This is a genomic window from Enterobacter sp. SA187 (assembly GCF_001888805.2).
GTDB lineage: Bacteria > Pseudomonadota > Gammaproteobacteria > Enterobacterales > Enterobacteriaceae > Enterobacter_D.
In genome coordinates, this window is the sequence record NZ_CP019113.1 from 1,708,989 (window position 1) to 1,723,999 (window position 15,011).

The 15,011-nt window shown below is 58.4% G+C and carries 13 protein-coding genes; 8 read left to right on the forward strand and 5 right to left on the reverse strand.

Annotated features, from left to right (window positions below; translation table 11 throughout):
* Positions 1–34: 34 nt before the first annotated feature.
* Positions 35–547 carry a GNAT family N-acetyltransferase gene (locus BMF08_RS08180; RefSeq protein ID WP_072570368.1) on the reverse strand — a complete coding sequence of 171 codons (513 nt, stop codon included), beginning with the start codon at positions 545–547 and terminating at the stop codon, positions 35–37.
* Between the two features lie 213 nt (positions 548–760).
* Between BMF08_RS08180 and BMF08_RS08185 the strand changes: the two genes are divergently transcribed.
* Together BMF08_RS08185 and BMF08_RS08190 are read left to right on the forward strand one after the other, a co-directional pair.
* Complete coding sequence (locus BMF08_RS08185) at positions 761–1,924, forward strand: YjgN family protein (protein WP_072570369.1); 1,164 nt, start codon at positions 761–763, stop codon at positions 1,922–1,924.
* Positions 1,911–2,933 carry a M48 family metallopeptidase gene (locus tag BMF08_RS08190; protein WP_072570370.1) on the forward strand — a complete coding sequence of 341 codons (1,023 nt, stop codon included), beginning with the start codon at positions 1,911–1,913 and terminating at the stop codon, positions 2,931–2,933. Before BMF08_RS08185 ends, BMF08_RS08190 begins: the two co-directional genes overlap by 14 nt.
* A 54-nt stretch (positions 2,934–2,987) precedes the next feature.
* Here the strand turns inward: BMF08_RS08190 and BMF08_RS08195 are convergent, their stop codons facing one another.
* The 3 genes from BMF08_RS08195 to pepA form a co-directional block, all read right to left on the reverse strand.
* The gene (locus BMF08_RS08195) at positions 2,988–5,843 is read right to left on the reverse strand and encodes a valine--tRNA ligase (protein ID WP_072570371.1); all 2,856 of its coding nucleotides are present in this window, start codon (positions 5,841–5,843) and stop codon (positions 2,988–2,990) included.
* Entirely contained in the window at positions 5,843–6,286 is a 444-nt protein-coding gene (gene holC, locus BMF08_RS08200) for a DNA polymerase III subunit chi (protein ID WP_072570372.1), read from the reverse strand. Before holC ends, BMF08_RS08195 begins: the two co-directional genes overlap by 1 nt.
* A 116-nt stretch (positions 6,287–6,402) precedes the next feature.
* On the reverse strand, positions 6,403–7,914 hold the full coding sequence (gene pepA / locus BMF08_RS08205) for a leucyl aminopeptidase (protein WP_072570373.1): 1,512 nt from the start codon (positions 7,912–7,914) through the stop codon (positions 6,403–6,405).
* 152 nt (positions 7,915–8,066) lie between these two features.
* On the opposite strand from pepA, the gene BMF08_RS21325 reads away from it, so the two are divergent.
* The 4 genes from BMF08_RS21325 (at position 8,067) to BMF08_RS08225 (ending at position 12,127) form a co-directional block, all read left to right on the forward strand.
* The gene (locus BMF08_RS21325; protein WP_212817365.1) at positions 8,067–8,117 is read left to right on the forward strand and encodes a hypothetical protein; all 51 of its coding nucleotides are present in this window, start codon (positions 8,067–8,069) and stop codon (positions 8,115–8,117) included.
* A 62-nt stretch (positions 8,118–8,179) separates the two neighbouring features.
* Positions 8,180–9,280: an LPS export ABC transporter permease LptF gene (lptF, locus tag BMF08_RS08215; RefSeq protein ID WP_072570374.1), complete on the forward strand. Its 1,101-nt coding sequence runs from the start codon at positions 8,180–8,182 to the stop codon at positions 9,278–9,280.
* The gene (lptG, locus tag BMF08_RS08220; RefSeq protein WP_072570375.1) at positions 9,280–10,362 is read left to right on the forward strand and encodes an LPS export ABC transporter permease LptG; all 1,083 of its coding nucleotides are present in this window, start codon (positions 9,280–9,282) and stop codon (positions 10,360–10,362) included. The genes lptF and lptG overlap by 1 nt, the downstream gene beginning before the upstream one ends.
* 121 nt (positions 10,363–10,483) lie before the next feature.
* A complete protein-coding gene (locus tag BMF08_RS08225) occupies positions 10,484–12,127 on the forward strand; it encodes a dihydroxyacetone kinase subunit DhaK (RefSeq protein WP_072570376.1) in 1,644 nt (547 codons plus the stop codon).
* Positions 12,128–12,171: 44 nt separating this feature from the next.
* On the opposite strand, the gene ahr is transcribed toward BMF08_RS08225, so the two are convergent.
* Positions 12,172–13,191: an NADPH-dependent aldehyde reductase Ahr gene (ahr, locus tag BMF08_RS08230; RefSeq protein WP_072570377.1), complete on the reverse strand. Its 1,020-nt coding sequence runs from the start codon at positions 13,189–13,191 to the stop codon at positions 12,172–12,174.
* A gap of 130 nt (positions 13,192–13,321) precedes the next feature.
* On the opposite strand from ahr, the gene BMF08_RS08235 reads away from it, so the two are divergent.
* Together BMF08_RS08235 and BMF08_RS08240 are read left to right on the forward strand one after the other, a co-directional pair.
* Positions 13,322–13,876, forward strand: coding sequence for a YtfJ family protein (locus BMF08_RS08235; protein WP_072570378.1), 555 nt, complete (start codon positions 13,322–13,324; stop codon positions 13,874–13,876).
* A gap of 223 nt (positions 13,877–14,099) precedes the next feature.
* Positions 14,100–15,005 (forward strand): polyprenyl synthetase family protein, encoded by a 906-nt coding sequence (locus BMF08_RS08240; RefSeq protein WP_072570811.1) that lies wholly within the window; start codon positions 14,100–14,102, stop codon positions 15,003–15,005.
* The last annotated feature ends 6 nt before the right edge of the window (positions 15,006–15,011 follow it).

Consider the following 15,011-nt stretch of genomic DNA (forward strand, 5'->3'; position numbering starts at 1 on the left):
GCCCTCCCGAAAAGGGAGGGCCTGTTAACGAGTATTACAACGCTTTCAGCATGCGGACTTCGCAGTCCACGTGCCCGGTGCAGCCCAGCGGCGCGTCGATATGCGCAAAGCCCAGGCGCTCATAGAGCGCAATGGCGTCTTTAAGGAAGGCCGTGGTTTCGAGGTAGCAGCGGGTAAAACCCTGCTCACGGGCGAAATCCAGGGCAGAAAGGGCGAGCTGGCGCGCCAGGCCTTTACCGCGAATGCCCGGCAGGAAATACATTTTTTGCAGTTCGCAAATGTCCGGATCGCTACAGGTCAGCGGCGCGATACCACCGCCGCCCATTACCTGGCCGTCCTGCTCCACCACCCAGTAAGCATGGCGTGGCTGGCTGTAGAGCTGGAACAACGCGTCCAGATTCGGATCGGCCACGGTGTAGCCTTTATCCGCCGTGAGTCCGAATTCAGCCGAAACCTCGCGGATCACGCGGGCAATGGCCGGATTATCATTTTCCTGGAGAGGGCGAAGCCGTAATTCGCCTGTCATACTGAGTGCATTATTCTGCATGGGATAACCTGGAAACGTGGGACAGTAAAAGTCTTTGGACAAGCCCCCACTATAAAACAGACCTCGCGGGATGAAAAATAAAAGCCTGCATTAACACTTTTCCATTTTATTGCCGGTATACGGCAATGAAGTTCAGCGCAGTACATTGTGCTGCGTGACGTTAATTCCCCCTTGTAATAAGGGTTTTAATCATTCATTTCAGGACGAAAAAGTATGGATTCCTTAACTAAAACACAGCGTCATCAAATCAAGTTTCACGGGGATGGCGGTAACTATTTTACAATATGGCTGGTGAATATCTTCTTGTCTGTTATTACCCTTGGCATATATTCCGCCTGGGCGAAAGTCAGAACCTACCGTTATTTTTATGGCAATACCGAGCTGGCGGGCGATCGCTTTGATTATCATGCCCGTCCGATGCAAATTCTGGTCGGTCGTATCATCGCCTTTGTTGGCATCGTTATTTTCTACCTTTGTTTCATGGCAAGTGAAGTGCTGGGAATGGTGATCATGCTGGCGTTTATTGCGTTACTGCCGTGGATTATTATCCGCAGCTGGCGCTTCAATGCCATTATGTCCAGCTACCGCGGCGTGCGTTTTAACTACCTCTGCCGCGTTGGTCGCGCCTACTGGGTATTCCTCGGCTTCCCGCTGCTGGCTTTCGCGGCGCTGATTGTTATCGTGTCGCTGGTGAATTTTTTCACCAACCCGATGCTGGGTATTCTGCTGATGGTGGTGATTTTTGTGCCGGGCGCGATCCTCATTCAGGGGATTAATTCCGCGCTGACTTACGACCTCTACGTGAACAACCTTTTCTTTGGCGATGCCGCGTTCAAAGGCGACATGAATAAAGACGCCTTTGTCAAAATGGCCTTTAAAGCCGCGCTCTTTGTGGTGCCGGTGCTGATTATTCTTGGGCTGATCTTCGCCAAAATGTTTTACTCCATTATGCAGGCGAGCGTCTACGGTGGTTCTGAAGATGCGATCGCCATGATGGTGCTCAGCAATATAGGCCTGATTATTCTGGCTTATGTGGTGGCGCTGGCGGGTGGCATGATGGCGGCGGCCTGGCTGATTGTGGCGCACCGTAATTACGTGGCAAATCAGACCACGCTGAACGGCGGCGCGCTGCGTCTGCACTCCAGCATGAAATTCACCTCCTACCTCGGCCTGCTGTTCACCAATGCGCTGATCGTTATCTTCTCTTTAGGCATTGCCTCGCCGTTTGCTCATGTGCGTCATGCGCGTTACCTGCTGCAAACGCTGGAGGTGGAAGGGGATCTGGATCTGCTGACCGTACGCGCCCACGGTGAACAGGCTCCCGCTGCCGTGACGGAAGAGCTGGTGCAGGCGCTGGATATCAATGTCGGGCTGTGATCTCAGCGGCTTTTATCAGTATCCCGGTCGGGCTGCCCGTGAGGCGGCCCGTCTGACGTTGCATGACGGGGCGGTGACGCTGCACCGGGATAGCGGCGACGAGACGTACCCGCTGGCGGCGCTGACCGTGTCAGAGGCGCTGGGAGATATTCCGTTGTCGCTCACCTTTGCCGACGGCGGCCGTTTTGCGCCGGGTGACGATAAGGCGTTTCGCCAGTGGTATTTCCGCCACCGGCGTCCGGGGCTGGTCCACCGCTTAGAGCAGCACAAACGCGGCGTGGTGGCGATGCTGCTCGCCACCGTGCTGGTGGGGGTATTTTACGTCTGGGTGCTGCTGCCGTGGCTGAGCGGCGTTATCGCCCATCAATTACCGGTGAGCATTGAGCAGCAGCTTGGCCGCTACAGCGCCGCTTATCTGGAAGAGCAGGGGCTGACGGAGAGCAAACTGAGTACTGCGCGCCAGCAGCAGTTGCAGACGCTGTTCCGGACGGTGATCCCGCAGGATATGCGCGATCAGACGGGCCTGCGCCTGCGCATCATGCATTTCCCGCTCGGGGCGAATGCGTTAATGCTGCCGGATGGCACCATGATGCTCAGCGACCAGCTGGTGCGGCTGGCGAAAAGCGACGATGCGCTGGCCGCCGTGATGCTGCATGAGATCGGCCATTACCGTTACCGGCACTCCATGCAGATGGTGGTGCGCTCGTCGCTGATCTCCATCACCCTGATGTGGGTGATGGGCGACGTCAGCGGCATCGGCGATACCCTGTTGCAGTCAGCGGTGCTGGTGAACGAGATGCGCTTCTCACGCAGTATGGAGAGCGAAGCGGATCGCTTTGCGCTGGCGGAAATGCAGCGCCAGGGACGACCGTTAAGCGCGATGCTGCAAATTTTCACCGCGCTGGGCGAGCAGGGCAAGGATGACGACAAGTGGGCGATCCCGGACTGGCTCAGCACGCATCCGGCGATGCAGGAGCGGCTGGAAAGCATCCGCAACGCCACGCAATAAAAGGCATAAAAAAACCGGGCGCAGCGGCCCGGTTTTTTATTCACGATGAACCGCTTACAGCGCGGCGATCACGCCCTGCTGCTCAATCAGCTTCGCTTTGGCCTGGGCGAATCCGTCCAGACGCTCGCGCTCTTTGGCAACCACGGCTTCCGGCGCGCGCGCCACAAAACCTTCGTTACCCAGTTTGCTTTCGATTTTCGCGATTTCCTGCTCGATCTTCGCCACTTCTTTCGCCAGACGCTCCAGCTCAGCGGCTTTGTCCACCAGACCGGCCATTGGGATCAGCAGCTCAGCGCCGTCAACGATTTTGGTGACCGATACCGGCCCTTTGTCGTCGGCAGGCAGCACGGTAATGCTCTCCAGACGCGCCAGGGTTTGCAGGAAGCTGCGGTTTTCCGTCACGCGACGGATAACCTCATCGCTGCAACCGCGCAGCAGCAGCGCCAGCGGTTTGGCAGGGGAGAGGTTCATCTCAGCGCGAATATTACGCACCGCGACGATCGCCTGTTTCAGCCACTCGGTATCCGCCAGCGCCGCGTCGTCTGCCAGCGCCGCGTCAAACTGCGGGAAGGGTTGCAGCATGATGGTGTCGGCGGTAATGCCTTTCAGCACTTTCACGCGCTGCCAGATGGTTTCGGTGATGAACGGAATAATCGGGTGCGCCAGACGCAGCAGACCTTCCAGCACCGTCACCAGCGTATTACGCGTGCCGCGCAGTTCCGCTTCGGAACCGCCGTTCATTACCGGCTTGGTCAGCTCCAGATACCAGTCGCAGAACTGGTTCCAGGTGAACTCGTACAGAATGCCCGCGGCAATATCAAAGCGGTAGCTGTCCAGCGCTTCACGGTAGGCTTTCACCGTACGGTTGAACTCGGCGAGGATCCAGCGATCCGCCAGCGACAGCGTCAGTTCGCCGCCATTGAAGCCACAATCCTGATCTTCGGTGTTCATCAGCACAAAGCGGCTGGCGTTCCACAGTTTGTTACAGAAGTTACGGTAACCTTCCAGGCGCTTCATGTCCCAGTTGATGTCGCGGCCGGTCGAGGCCAGCGCCGCCAGGGTGAAACGCAGGGCGTCGGTACCGTGCGGCTCGATGCCGTCCGGGAACTGTTTCTCGGTACGCTTGGCGATTTTTTCCGCCAGCTGCGGCTGCATCATGTTGCCGGTGCGTTTTTCCAGCAGATCCGGCAGGGAGATGCCGTCCACCATATCCAGCGGGTCAATGACGTTACCCTTGGATTTGGACATCTTCTGGCCTTCGTCATCGCGGATAAGACCGGTCATGTAGACGGTTTTAAACGGTACCTGCGGCTTGCCGTTTTCATCTTTGATGAAGTGCATGGTCATCATGATCATGCGCGCGATCCAGAAGAAGATAATGTCGAAGCCGGACACCATCACCGAGGTCGGGTGGAACTGGCGCAGCGCGTCAGTGTTTTCCGGCCAGCCGAGGGTGGAGAAGGTCCAGAGCGCGGAGGAGAACCAGGTGTCCAGCACGTCTTCGTCCTGGCGCAGGGCAACGTTCGCAGAGAGGTTGTTTTCGCTGCGCACTTCTTCTTCGCTGCGGCCAACGTAGACGTTGCCGTCGTTGTCGTACCATGCCGGAATACGGTGACCCCACCACAGCTGGCGGGAGATACACCAGTCCTGAATGTCGCGCATCCAGGAGAAGTACATGTTTTCGTACTGCTTCGGCACAAACTGGATATCGCCGTTTTCTACTGCTTCCACCGCCGGTTTCGCCAGCACGTCCGCACGGACATACCACTGGTCGGTCAGCATCGGCTCGATCACCACGCCGCCACGGTCGCCGTAAGGCACGGTCAGGTCGTGCGGTTTGATCTCTTCCAGCAGGCCGAGGGCGTCAACCGCCGCCACTACCGCTTTACGGGCAGCAAAACGTTCCAGCTTCTGGAACTGCGCCGGGATCGCGCCTGAGTAAACGTCGGATTCGTTGCCTTTGGTGTCATACACTTCGGCCACGTCACGGATGTCGCCGTCAAAGGTCAGAATGTTGATCATCGGCAGCTGGTGACGACGACCCACTTCGTAGTCGTTAAAATCGTGCGCCGGGGTGATCTTCACGCAGCCGGTGCCTTTGGTCATGTCCGCGTGCTCATCGCCGACGATCGGGATGCGACGATCCACCAGCGGCAGCATGACGAATTTGCCGATCAGATCTTTATAACGCGGATCCTCCGGGTTAACCGCCACGCCGGTATCGCCCAGCAGGGTTTCCGGACGGGTAGTGGCGACCACCAGGTAATCTTTGCCGTCGGCGGTTTTCGCGCCGTCAGCCAGCGGATAGCGGATGTGCCACATGGAGCCTTTCGACTCGCGGTTTTCCACTTCCAGATCGGAAATCGCGGTGCGCAGTTTCGGATCCCAGTTCACCAGGCGCTTACCGCGGTAAATCAGATCTTCTTTATACAGGCGCACGAAGACTTCTTTTACGGCGTTGGACAGGCCTTCGTCCATGGTGAAGCGCTCGCGCTCCCAGTCCACGGAGTTACCGAGGCGGCGCATCTGACGGGTAATGGTGCCGCCGGATTCCGCTTTCCACTGCCAGATTTTGTCGATAAAGGCGTCGCGGCCGTAATCGTGGCGGGTTTTACCTTCTTCGGCGGCAATTTTGCGCTCAACCACCATCTGCGTGGCGATACCGGCGTGGTCGGTACCCACCTGCCACAGGGTATTTTTGCCCTGCATACGCTGGTAGCGGATCAGGGTATCCATGATGGTTTGCTGGAAGGCGTGACCCATATGCAAACTGCCGGTGACGTTCGGCGGCGGGATCATGATGCAGAAGCTTTCCTGGCTTTCATCGCCATTCGGTTTGAAATAGCCCTGCTGCTCCCAGTGCTCGTAAAGCGGCTGTTCGATATCTTGTGGGTTATATGTCTTTTCCATTATTTCCAGGTTGCCGTATTCAGGTTAAAACCAGCCAGGCGATAGGCTTTATAGCGCTCGCGAGCCAGTTGTTTCAAAGTTTCTTCGTAGGGGACGAAGTCTACCACTTCTGTGAAAGCGGTGGCAAAATCTGCAAAGTTAACGCGTAAAGCGATTAACAGATCGCGCGGGCTGCTGTTGCGTTTTTGCGGCCAGGCGATCTCCACCGGCGCGCCGCCCCGTGGTCCTTCACCCGCCAGATTATGCGGCACAAAACTCTCCGCCGGACGCGCCCACAGGGCCTCGTCAAGACGGATCGCCTGTTGCTCATCCTCGCAGGCGATCAGCACGCGCTTGCCGTTGCGCCAACGTTCCGCGGCAATTTCACACACCAGTTGTTCAACGGCGCTGAGGCCATCTGTGGTGTCGTCATTGTCCAGAAGGTAGAACGTCGCGTTTTTCATGATATGGGGCTTCTTTGATGGATTTAAATGTGAAGCCGGGTGGCGCACGCTTACCCGGCCTACGGTTGAGTGGCGTGTAGGCCGGGTAAGGCGAAGCCGCCACCCGGCACTTTACATCACTCGTCGCCGTTAAAACCCGCGCGATTGAGCAGGAACTGCGACAGCAGCGCCACCGGACGACCGGTCGCGCCTTTAGCTTTGCCGGAGCGCCATGCGGTGCCGGCGATATCCAGGTGCGCCCAGTTATATTTACGGGTGAAGCGCGCCAGGAAGCAGCCCGCGGTGATAGCGCCGCCAGGACGGCCGCCAATATTCGCCATATCGGCAAAATTAGATTCCAGCTGTTCCTGGAACTCATCGGCCATCGGCAGACGCCACGCGCGGTCGCCCGCCTGTTCGGAGGCGCTGATCAGTTCGTGCGCCAGCGGATTGTGGTTCGATAACAGACCGGTGATGTGATGACCCAGCGCGATGACACAGGCGCCGGTGAGGGTCGCCACGTCGATCACCGCTTCCGGATCAAAACGTTCAACGTAGGTCAGCACGTCGCACAGCACCAGACGGCCTTCGGCGTCGGTATTCAGGACTTCCACCGTCTGACCGGACATGGTGGTCAGTACATCACCCGGACGATAAGCGCGCCCGCCAGGCATGTTTTCACAGCCCGCCAGCACGCCCACGACGTTAATCGGCAGCTGGAGTTCCGCCACCATCCGCATGACGCCGTACACCGCCGCCGCGCCGCACATGTCGTACTTCATCTCGTCCATGCCTTCGGCAGGTTTGATGGAGATACCGCCGGAGTCAAAGGTCAGGCCTTTACCCACCAGCACAATCGGACGCGCGTCTTCGTCGCTGCTGCCTTTGTATTCGATAACGGACATCAGGGATTCATTCTGCGAACCCTGACCGACCGCCAAATAGGAGTGCATACCCAGCTCGCGCATCTGCTGCTCGCCGATCACGCGGGTGACGACGTTCTGGCTGAAGGAGTCCGCCAGCTGGCGCGCCTGGGAAGCCAGATAACCGGCATTACAGATGTTTGGCGGCATATTGCCGAGATCTTTCGCCGCTTTAATACCGGCGGCAATCGCCAGACCGTGCTGAATAGCGCGTTCGCCGCTGGTCAGTTCACGGCGGGTCGGCACGTTGAACACCATTTTACGCAGTGGACGGCGCGGCTCGCTTTTTGTGGTTTTCAGCTGATCGAAGCTGTACAGCGTCTCTTTTGCCGTCTCCACCGCCTGGCGTACTTTCCAGTACGTATTGCGGCCTTTAACGTGCAGTTCGGTCAGGAAGCAGACCGCTTCCATGGAGCCGGTATCATTCAGGGTATTTATCGTTTTCTGAATAACCTGCTTATACTGACGCTCATCCAGCTCACGCTCTTTGCCACAGCCGATGAGCAGAATACGTTCGGAAAGCACATTAGGAACGTGGTGAAGCAATAACGTTTGTCCCGGTTTGCCTTCCAGTTCGCCGCGACGCAGCAGCGCGCTGATATAGCCATCGCTTATTTTATCGAGTTGTTCGGCGATGGGAGAAAGTCGGCGTGGTTCAAATACGCCAACAACGATGCAGGCACTCCGCTGTTTCTCCGGGCTACCGCTTTTTACACTGAACTCCATGCACTACGCTCCTGAATCTTAAAGACAACAGCCATGGCTACGGATAGAATTGCAAGCTTTCGTAACTCATGTCCGCTGTTGCGGTGACTTCGTGTTAATCTTAACGTTATTACGGTTCAACACGTCAGAACTTATTCTAAACCGCGAATCCGCTGAGTTTTGTTATCTTAGCGATGATTTCAACGACTCAAGAGAATAAATGACGTTTAAGCCATGAAACAAGCGATTTTCCTGCAAAAAACGGGTTTTTACGGGCGTATTTAAAGTGATAATCATAAGATATTTGGTGCGGGAGACGCTCAAAAGCCAGTTGGCGATCCTATTCATCCTGCTTCTGATTTTCTTCTGTCAGAAGCTGGTCAGGATCCTCGGCGCGGCGGTGGACGGTGAGATCCCGACAAACCTGGTGCTCTCTTTACTGGGCTTAGGCGTGCCTGAAATGGCGCAGCTGATCCTGCCGCTCAGCCTGTTCCTCGGGCTGTTAATGACGTTGGGTAAACTCTACACCGACAGCGAAATTACGGTGATGCATGCCTGCGGCCTGGGCAAGGCCGTGCTGGTGAAAGCCGCGATGATCCTCGCGCTGCTGACCGGTATCGTGGCGGCGGTTAACGTCATGTGGGCCGGGCCGTGGTCGGCGCGTCATCAGGATGAGGTGCTGGCGGAAGCCAAAGCCAACCCTGGCATGGCGGCGCTGGCGCAGGGCCAGTTCCAGCAAGCCACCGACGGCAACTCCGTACTCTTTATTGAAAGCGTGGACGGCAGCCGCTTTAACGACGTCTTCCTTGCGCAGATCCGCCCGAAAGGCAATGCCCGCCCGTCAGTGGTGGTGGCGGATTCCGGCGAGCTGTCGCAGAAAAAAGATGGCTCGCAGGTAGTGACGCTTAATAAGGGCACGCGCTTTGAAGGCACGGCGATGCTGCGCGACTTCCGTATCACCGACTTCCAGGACTATCAGGCGATTATCGGCCATCAGGCCGTGGCGCTGGATCCGGACGATACCGAGCAGATGGACATGCGTACGCTGCTCAACACCGATAACAAACGTGCCAACGCCGAGCTGCACTGGCGCTTAACGCTGATCTTCACCGTCTTTATGATGGCGCTGATGGTGGTGCCGCTGTCAGTGGTTAACCCGCGTCAGGGCCGCGTGTTGTCGATGCTGCCCGCCATGCTGCTCTATCTGGTGTTCTTCCTGCTGCAAACCTCGCTGAAGTCGAACGCGGCGAAAGGGCGAATCGATCCGCTGATCTGGATGTGGGCCGTCAACCTGCTGTATCTGGCGCTGGCGATTGGTCTGAACCTTTGGGACACGGTGCCGATGCGCCGTCTGCGCGCCCGTTTCACGCGTAAAGGAGCGGTATAATGCAGGCATTTCGCGTACTCGACCGCTATATCGGTAAAACCATTTTCACCACCATCATGATGACACTGTTCATGCTGGTGTCGCTTTCCGCCATTATCAAATTTGTCGACCAGCTCAAGCGCGCCGGGCAGGGCAGCTATGACGCGCTGGGCGCGGGCATGTATACCGTGCTCAGTATCCCGAAAGATATTCAGATCTTCTTCCCGATGGCGGCGTTGTTAGGCGCGCTGCTGGGGCTGGGGATGCTGGCGCAGCGCAGCGAGCTGGTGGTGATGCAGGCCTCTGGCTTCACCCGCATGCAGGTGGCGCTGTCAGTGATGAAAACCGCTATCCCGCTGGTGCTGCTGACCATGGCCATCGGCGAATGGGTCGCCCCGCAGGGCGAGCAGATGGCGCGTAACTACCGCGCGCAGCAGCTTTACGGCGGCTCGCTGCTTTCCACCCAGCAGGGCTTATGGGCGAAAGACGGCAACAACTTTGTTTATATTGAGCGCGTCACCGGCGATGCCTCCCTTGGCGGCGTCAGCATCTATGGCTTTAACGATCAGCGTCGTTTGCAGTCGGTGCGTTACGCGGCTTCCGCCACTTTCGATCCCAATGCCAAAGTGTGGCGTTTATCGCAGGTGGATGAATCTAATCTGAGCGATCCGAAACAGGTTACCGGCTCGCAGACGGTGAGCGGCACCTGGAAAACTAACCTGACGCCGGACAAGCTGGGCGTGGTGGCGTTGGATCCGGATGCGCTGTCGATCACCGGCCTGCGGGATTATGTGAAATACCTCAAGTCCAGCGGCCAGGATTCCGGGCGCTATGAACTGAACATGTGGAGCAAGATCTTCCAGCCGCTGTCGGTGGCGGTGATGATGCTGATGGCGCTGTCGTTTATCTTTGGCCCGCTGCGCAGCGTGCCGATGGGCGTGCGTGTGGTGACCGGTATCAGCTTCGGCTTCGTGTTCTATGTACTGGATCAGATCTTCGGCCCGCTGACCCTGGTGTACGGCATCCCGCCGATTATCGGCGCGCTGCTGCCCAGCGCCTCATTCTTTGCCATCAGTCTGTGGCTGATGCTGCGGCGTTCCTGATAAGTCATCCCCTCTCCACCCTGGAGAGGGGACATTTCCCCCCCGATAATTCTGTACTTTGCGACGTTCTCTGCTACGCAGACTATGCTATGCATACGGTTAACTAAATTATCAGGTAGTTATGTCCAGATTTTTCTTTAATGACCGCAAGCAGCTGGTCAACGACGCCATTGAAGGCCTTGTCATCTCCGCCCCTCACGCCAACCTTGTCCGCCTTGATATTGATCCTGCCATCCGTGTGGTCGCCCGCAGCGACTGGAGTAAAAGCCGTGTGGCGGTGATCTCCGGCGGGGGCTCCGGCCACGAACCGGCCCATGCGGGCTTTGTCGGCAAAGGGATGCTCACCGCCGCCGTTTGCGGCGATGTCTTTGCCTCGCCAAGCGTGGATGCGGTACTGAACGCCATTGTCGCAGTCACCGGCGATCGCGGCTGTCTGCTTATTGTCAAAAACTACACCGGCGACCGCCTGAACTTCGGCCTCGCGGCGGAAAAAGCCAAGCGCTACGGCCTGAAAGTGGAAATGGTGATCGTCGCCGATGACATCGCGCTGCCGGACAACAAACAGCCGCGCGGCATCGCCGGTACGGCGCTGGTACATAAAGTGGCGGGTTTCGCCGCTGAACAGGGCAAATCCCTCAGCGAAGTGCGCGACCTGGCGCAGCAGGCCTGTGACAACGTCTGGAGCCTCGGACTGGCGATGGAAACCTGCAACCTGCCGGGCAGCGATGGCGAAGAAGAGAACCGCATTCAGCGCGGTCAGGTGGAGCTGGGTCTCGGCATTCATGGCGAACCCGGTGCCACCACGGTGGACTCGCACAACAGCAAAAAACTTATTGATACCCTGGTTGGCCCGTTAAAAGAGAAGGCGGGCAATGACCGCGTGGCGGTGCTGATCAACAACCTCGGCGGCGTCTCCGCGCTGGAAATGGCGCTGCTCACCAAAGAGCTGGCGCACTCGGCATTAAAAGATCAAATCGCCTATCTGGTCGGCCCCGCGCCGCTGGTCAGCTCGCTGGATATGAAAGGGTTCTCGCTGTCGCTGCTGCGTCTGAATGACACCTTTGAACAGGCGCTGTGCGCTGATGTCGAGACCGTCGGCTGGCAGAAACCGGTGGCCTTCGCGCCGATGCGCACCGTCAGCCACAACGCCATTCACGACAGCCTGGAAATTCAGCCCTCTGATAACCCGCAGGTGAAGGCGCTGGTGAAAACCGCCACCGACACGCTGATTAACCTTGAGAACCGCCTGAACGCACTGGACGCCAAAGTGGGCGACGGCGATACCGGCTCGACCTTTGCCGAAGGGGCGCGGGATGTGGCGCAACTGCTGGCGGACGGCAAGCTGCCGCTTAACAACACCGCGCAGCTGCTGCAACTGGTGGGCGAACGCCTGGCGACGGTGATGGGCGGCTCCAGCGGCGTGCTGATGTCGATCTTTTTCACCGCCGCCGGACAGGCGATCCACGACGGGCAACCGCTGCCGGAAGCACTGTTAAAAGGGCTGAAGCAGATGAAGCATTATGGTGGTGCCGATCTGGGCGACCGCACGCTGATTGACGCGCTGCAACCGGCGCTGGAAGCGCTGCGCGATCACGATCTGATGGCAGCCATTAGTGCGGCGAAAAAGGGCGCAGAAGCTACCGCATCGATGCAAAAAGCGGGGGCGGGACGCTCGTCTTACGTCAACCGCGAAAACCTGGAAGGGGTGACCGATCCGGGCGCGGTCGCAGTGGCTGAAGTCTTTGCTGCTCTGAAGAAGGTCTGAATACGCAGGCCCGGCAAGCTACGCGCCGCCGGGCGTTTTACCCTTTAAAAATCCGCTTTTAACACCACGCGATAACGGGCTTTGCCGTCACGCACATGTTGCAGCGCTTCATTAATTTTTGACATCGGGAACAGCTCGGTGGTCGGTGCCACCTGCGCACGACCGGCAAATTTCATCAGCTTACGCAGTTCGTACGGCGTACCTGTGGCAGAGCCGGAGATGCTGCGGTCGCCGCCAATCAGCGTAAACGCCGGCACCGGCAGCGGTTTCAGCACCGCGCCAACGGTGTGGAAGTTGCCGCCATAGGCCAGGGCTTCAAAGTACGGCTGCCATTCCAGATCGACGTTAACGGTATTGATGATCAGATCAAACTGACCGGCCAGCGCTTTCAGGGCTTCCGGATCGCGGCTGTTCACCACTTTATCTGCGCCAAAGCCGCGCACTTCTGCTTCTTTCGCCGGGTTGGAGCTGAACGCCGTCACTTCGCAGCCCATGGCGCGCAGCAGTTTAATGGCGATATGGCCCAGACCGCCGATACCGATCACGCCGACGCGGCTGGTAGCGGTGACATGGTGCATCAGCAGCGGTTTGAATACCGTGATACCGCCGCACAGCAGCGGGCCTGCGGTTTCAATATCAATGCTGTCCGGCAGCGGGATCACCCATTGCCAGTCGGCGCGAATTTTATCGGCAAAACCGCCACGGTTTAAAATGGTCGGCACCGCGCCTTCCAGACAGTTGATCTGGTTGCCGCTGATACAGGCATCGCAGTGCCCGCAGCTGCGCGCCGTCCAGCCAATACCCACGCGCTGGCCCACTTTCAGACCCTTGTCCTGCGCATCGCGGCCAAGGGCCACCACGCGGCCAATCACTTCATGACCGGCAACCAGCGGGTACTGCGACATGCCCCACTCGTTATCGATCATGGATAAATCAGAGTGGCAGATACCGCAGTAATCAACCTGAACTTCAACGTCAGCCGGCAGCAGTTCACCCGCATCAAATTCATGTAGTTCCAGATCGGCACCGGCCTCAGGGGCGGCGTAACTTTTTATGATGCTCATCACAATTTCCTTCGGTTGGCATTGATTAGAAAGAAGTGTAGAGCATTCCGTAAGGGGCGACTTAGCGGAAGAGGGCATTCAGCTAAGTCGTCTTATACTTCATGCTGATGAACAGTGACCGGAGAACCTAATGACCTTACGCGCGGCGATAGTGTTGCTGACGGGCGGGCTGCCTTTTTTCGCCTCAGCCCATAACTTTGTGGAAGGGGAACGTGTGCCGCCGGTGGGGGTGGCAGATCGCGGCGAGTTGCAGCTTCAGCAGGAGGCGATCCGCTATCAGGTGTGGAACAGCGCGCGCCTCGGTGGAAAAGTGGGCGTGGTGCTGCATATGGCAGGGCGACTCTCCGCCAAAGATCAGAACGCCGCGCTGATCGACGCTATCGGCAAAGCCGGGCTGCCCGCCAGCCGGTTTGCGGTCACCACCATCGTCAATACCGATGACGCCATTCCCGGCAGCGCGCTGTTCGTGCGGCGCAGTCTGGAGGAGAGCAAACGGGAAACCCCGGCGGCGCAGTTTGTGGTGGACGATCGCGGCTCGGTACTCCGCGCCTGGCAACTGCAACCGGGCGGTTCCGCCGTGGTGGTACTGGATAAGAGCGGACGGGTGCGCTTCGCCAAAGACGGCGCGCTGTCCGCTGCGGAGGTGGATCAGGTGATGGCGCTGCTGCGGGAACTGCTGGCGTAGTCGCTCATTGTTAAAGCAAGGTAAATAGTTGTGATGAAGGCGTTGCGTAAAAGCAAATATCTGTAGAGTGCGCTACGCTTTTCAGACAAAGCAGGATGCAAATAAACAGGCAAGCGGCTGTTCAGGCTGCAAAAGTTCCTGGTCAGATTATGACGGCTCGATGGCAGCCGTCACATGCGCCATTCGCATCATACCGCCACGACGAGGAACCATGACCGTAACGATGAAGGTTAACGCCGATAACTGCCTGAACCATGAAGATGAGTTACAGGCGCTGCGCGAGGCGCTGCAAATCCGCCTCGATCAGCTGTTGCCTGCGGGCCAGCAGCAGGATCTGGTCTATACGGCGATGCGCGAAGGCACGCTGGTGGCGGGCAAACGGGTACGCCCGTTGCTGCTGGTGCTGGCAGCGCGCGACCTCGGCTGTCATGCCGATCAGCCAGGCCTGCTCGATCTCGCCTGCGCGGTGGAGATGGTGCACGCCGCGTCGCTGATGCTCGACGATATCCCCTGTATGGACAATGCGCTGCTGCGTCGCGGCCGCCCGACGATCCACCGCCAGTATGGCGAAAACGTCGCTATCCTCGCCGCCGTGGCGCTGCTCAGCCGCGCCTTTGGCGTGGTGGCGGAAGCCCAGTCGCTGTCGCCTGCCTGCAAAACCCTGGCGGTGGCGGAACTCTCCACCGCCGTCGGGTTACAGGGACTGGTACAGGGGCAGTATCTCGATCTGCACGAGGGTGCCGGGACGCGCAGCGCCGAAGCGATCCTGCTCGCCAATGAACTGAAAACCAGCCGTCTGTTCGACGCCACGCTGCAAATGGCGGCGATCGTCGCCGATGCCCCGCCGCAGGCGCGTCAGCGGTTGCGCTGCTTTGCGCAGGATCTGGGGCAGGCGTTCCAGTTGCTGGACGATCTGGCCGACGGCCTGAACGGCACCGGCAAAGATGTGAATAAAGATCACGGCAAATCGACGCTGGTGGCGATGCTCGGCGCGGAAGCGGTGCATCAGCGGCTGCGCGATCATCTGCGCAGCGCGGATGAACATCTCACCAGCGCCTGTCAGCGCGGTGTCTCCACGCGGCGCTTTATGCACGCCTGGTTCGACAAACAGATGGCGCTGTTCGGCTAACACGTT

Bases quoted from the DNA above. Each gene is read 5' to 3' on its own strand.
- BMF08_RS08180 (WP_072570368.1), bottom strand. From the start codon at position 547: ATGCAGAATAATGCACTCAGTATGACAGGCGAATTACGGCTTCGCCCT.
- BMF08_RS08185 (WP_072570369.1), top strand. From the start codon at position 761: ATGGATTCCTTAACTAAAACACAGCGTCATCAAATCAAGTTTCACGGG.
- BMF08_RS08190 (WP_072570370.1), top strand. From the start codon at position 1,911: ATGTCGGGCTGTGATCTCAGCGGCTTTTATCAGTATCCCGGTCGGGCT.
- BMF08_RS08195 (WP_072570371.1), bottom strand. From the start codon at position 5,843: ATGGAAAAGACATATAACCCACAAGATATCGAACAGCCGCTTTACGAG.
- holC (WP_072570372.1), bottom strand. From the start codon at position 6,286: ATGAAAAACGCGACGTTCTACCTTCTGGACAATGACGACACCACAGAT.
- pepA (WP_072570373.1), bottom strand. From the start codon at position 7,914: ATGGAGTTCAGTGTAAAAAGCGGTAGCCCGGAGAAACAGCGGAGTGCC.
- lptG (WP_072570375.1), top strand. From the start codon at position 9,280: ATGCAGGCATTTCGCGTACTCGACCGCTATATCGGTAAAACCATTTTC.
- BMF08_RS08225 (WP_072570376.1), top strand. From the start codon at position 10,484: ATGTCCAGATTTTTCTTTAATGACCGCAAGCAGCTGGTCAACGACGCC.
- ahr (WP_072570377.1), bottom strand. From the start codon at position 13,191: ATGAGCATCATAAAAAGTTACGCCGCCCCTGAGGCCGGTGCCGATCTG.
- BMF08_RS08235 (WP_072570378.1), top strand. From the start codon at position 13,322: ATGACCTTACGCGCGGCGATAGTGTTGCTGACGGGCGGGCTGCCTTTT.
- BMF08_RS08240 (WP_072570811.1), top strand. From the start codon at position 14,100: ATGAAGGTTAACGCCGATAACTGCCTGAACCATGAAGATGAGTTACAG.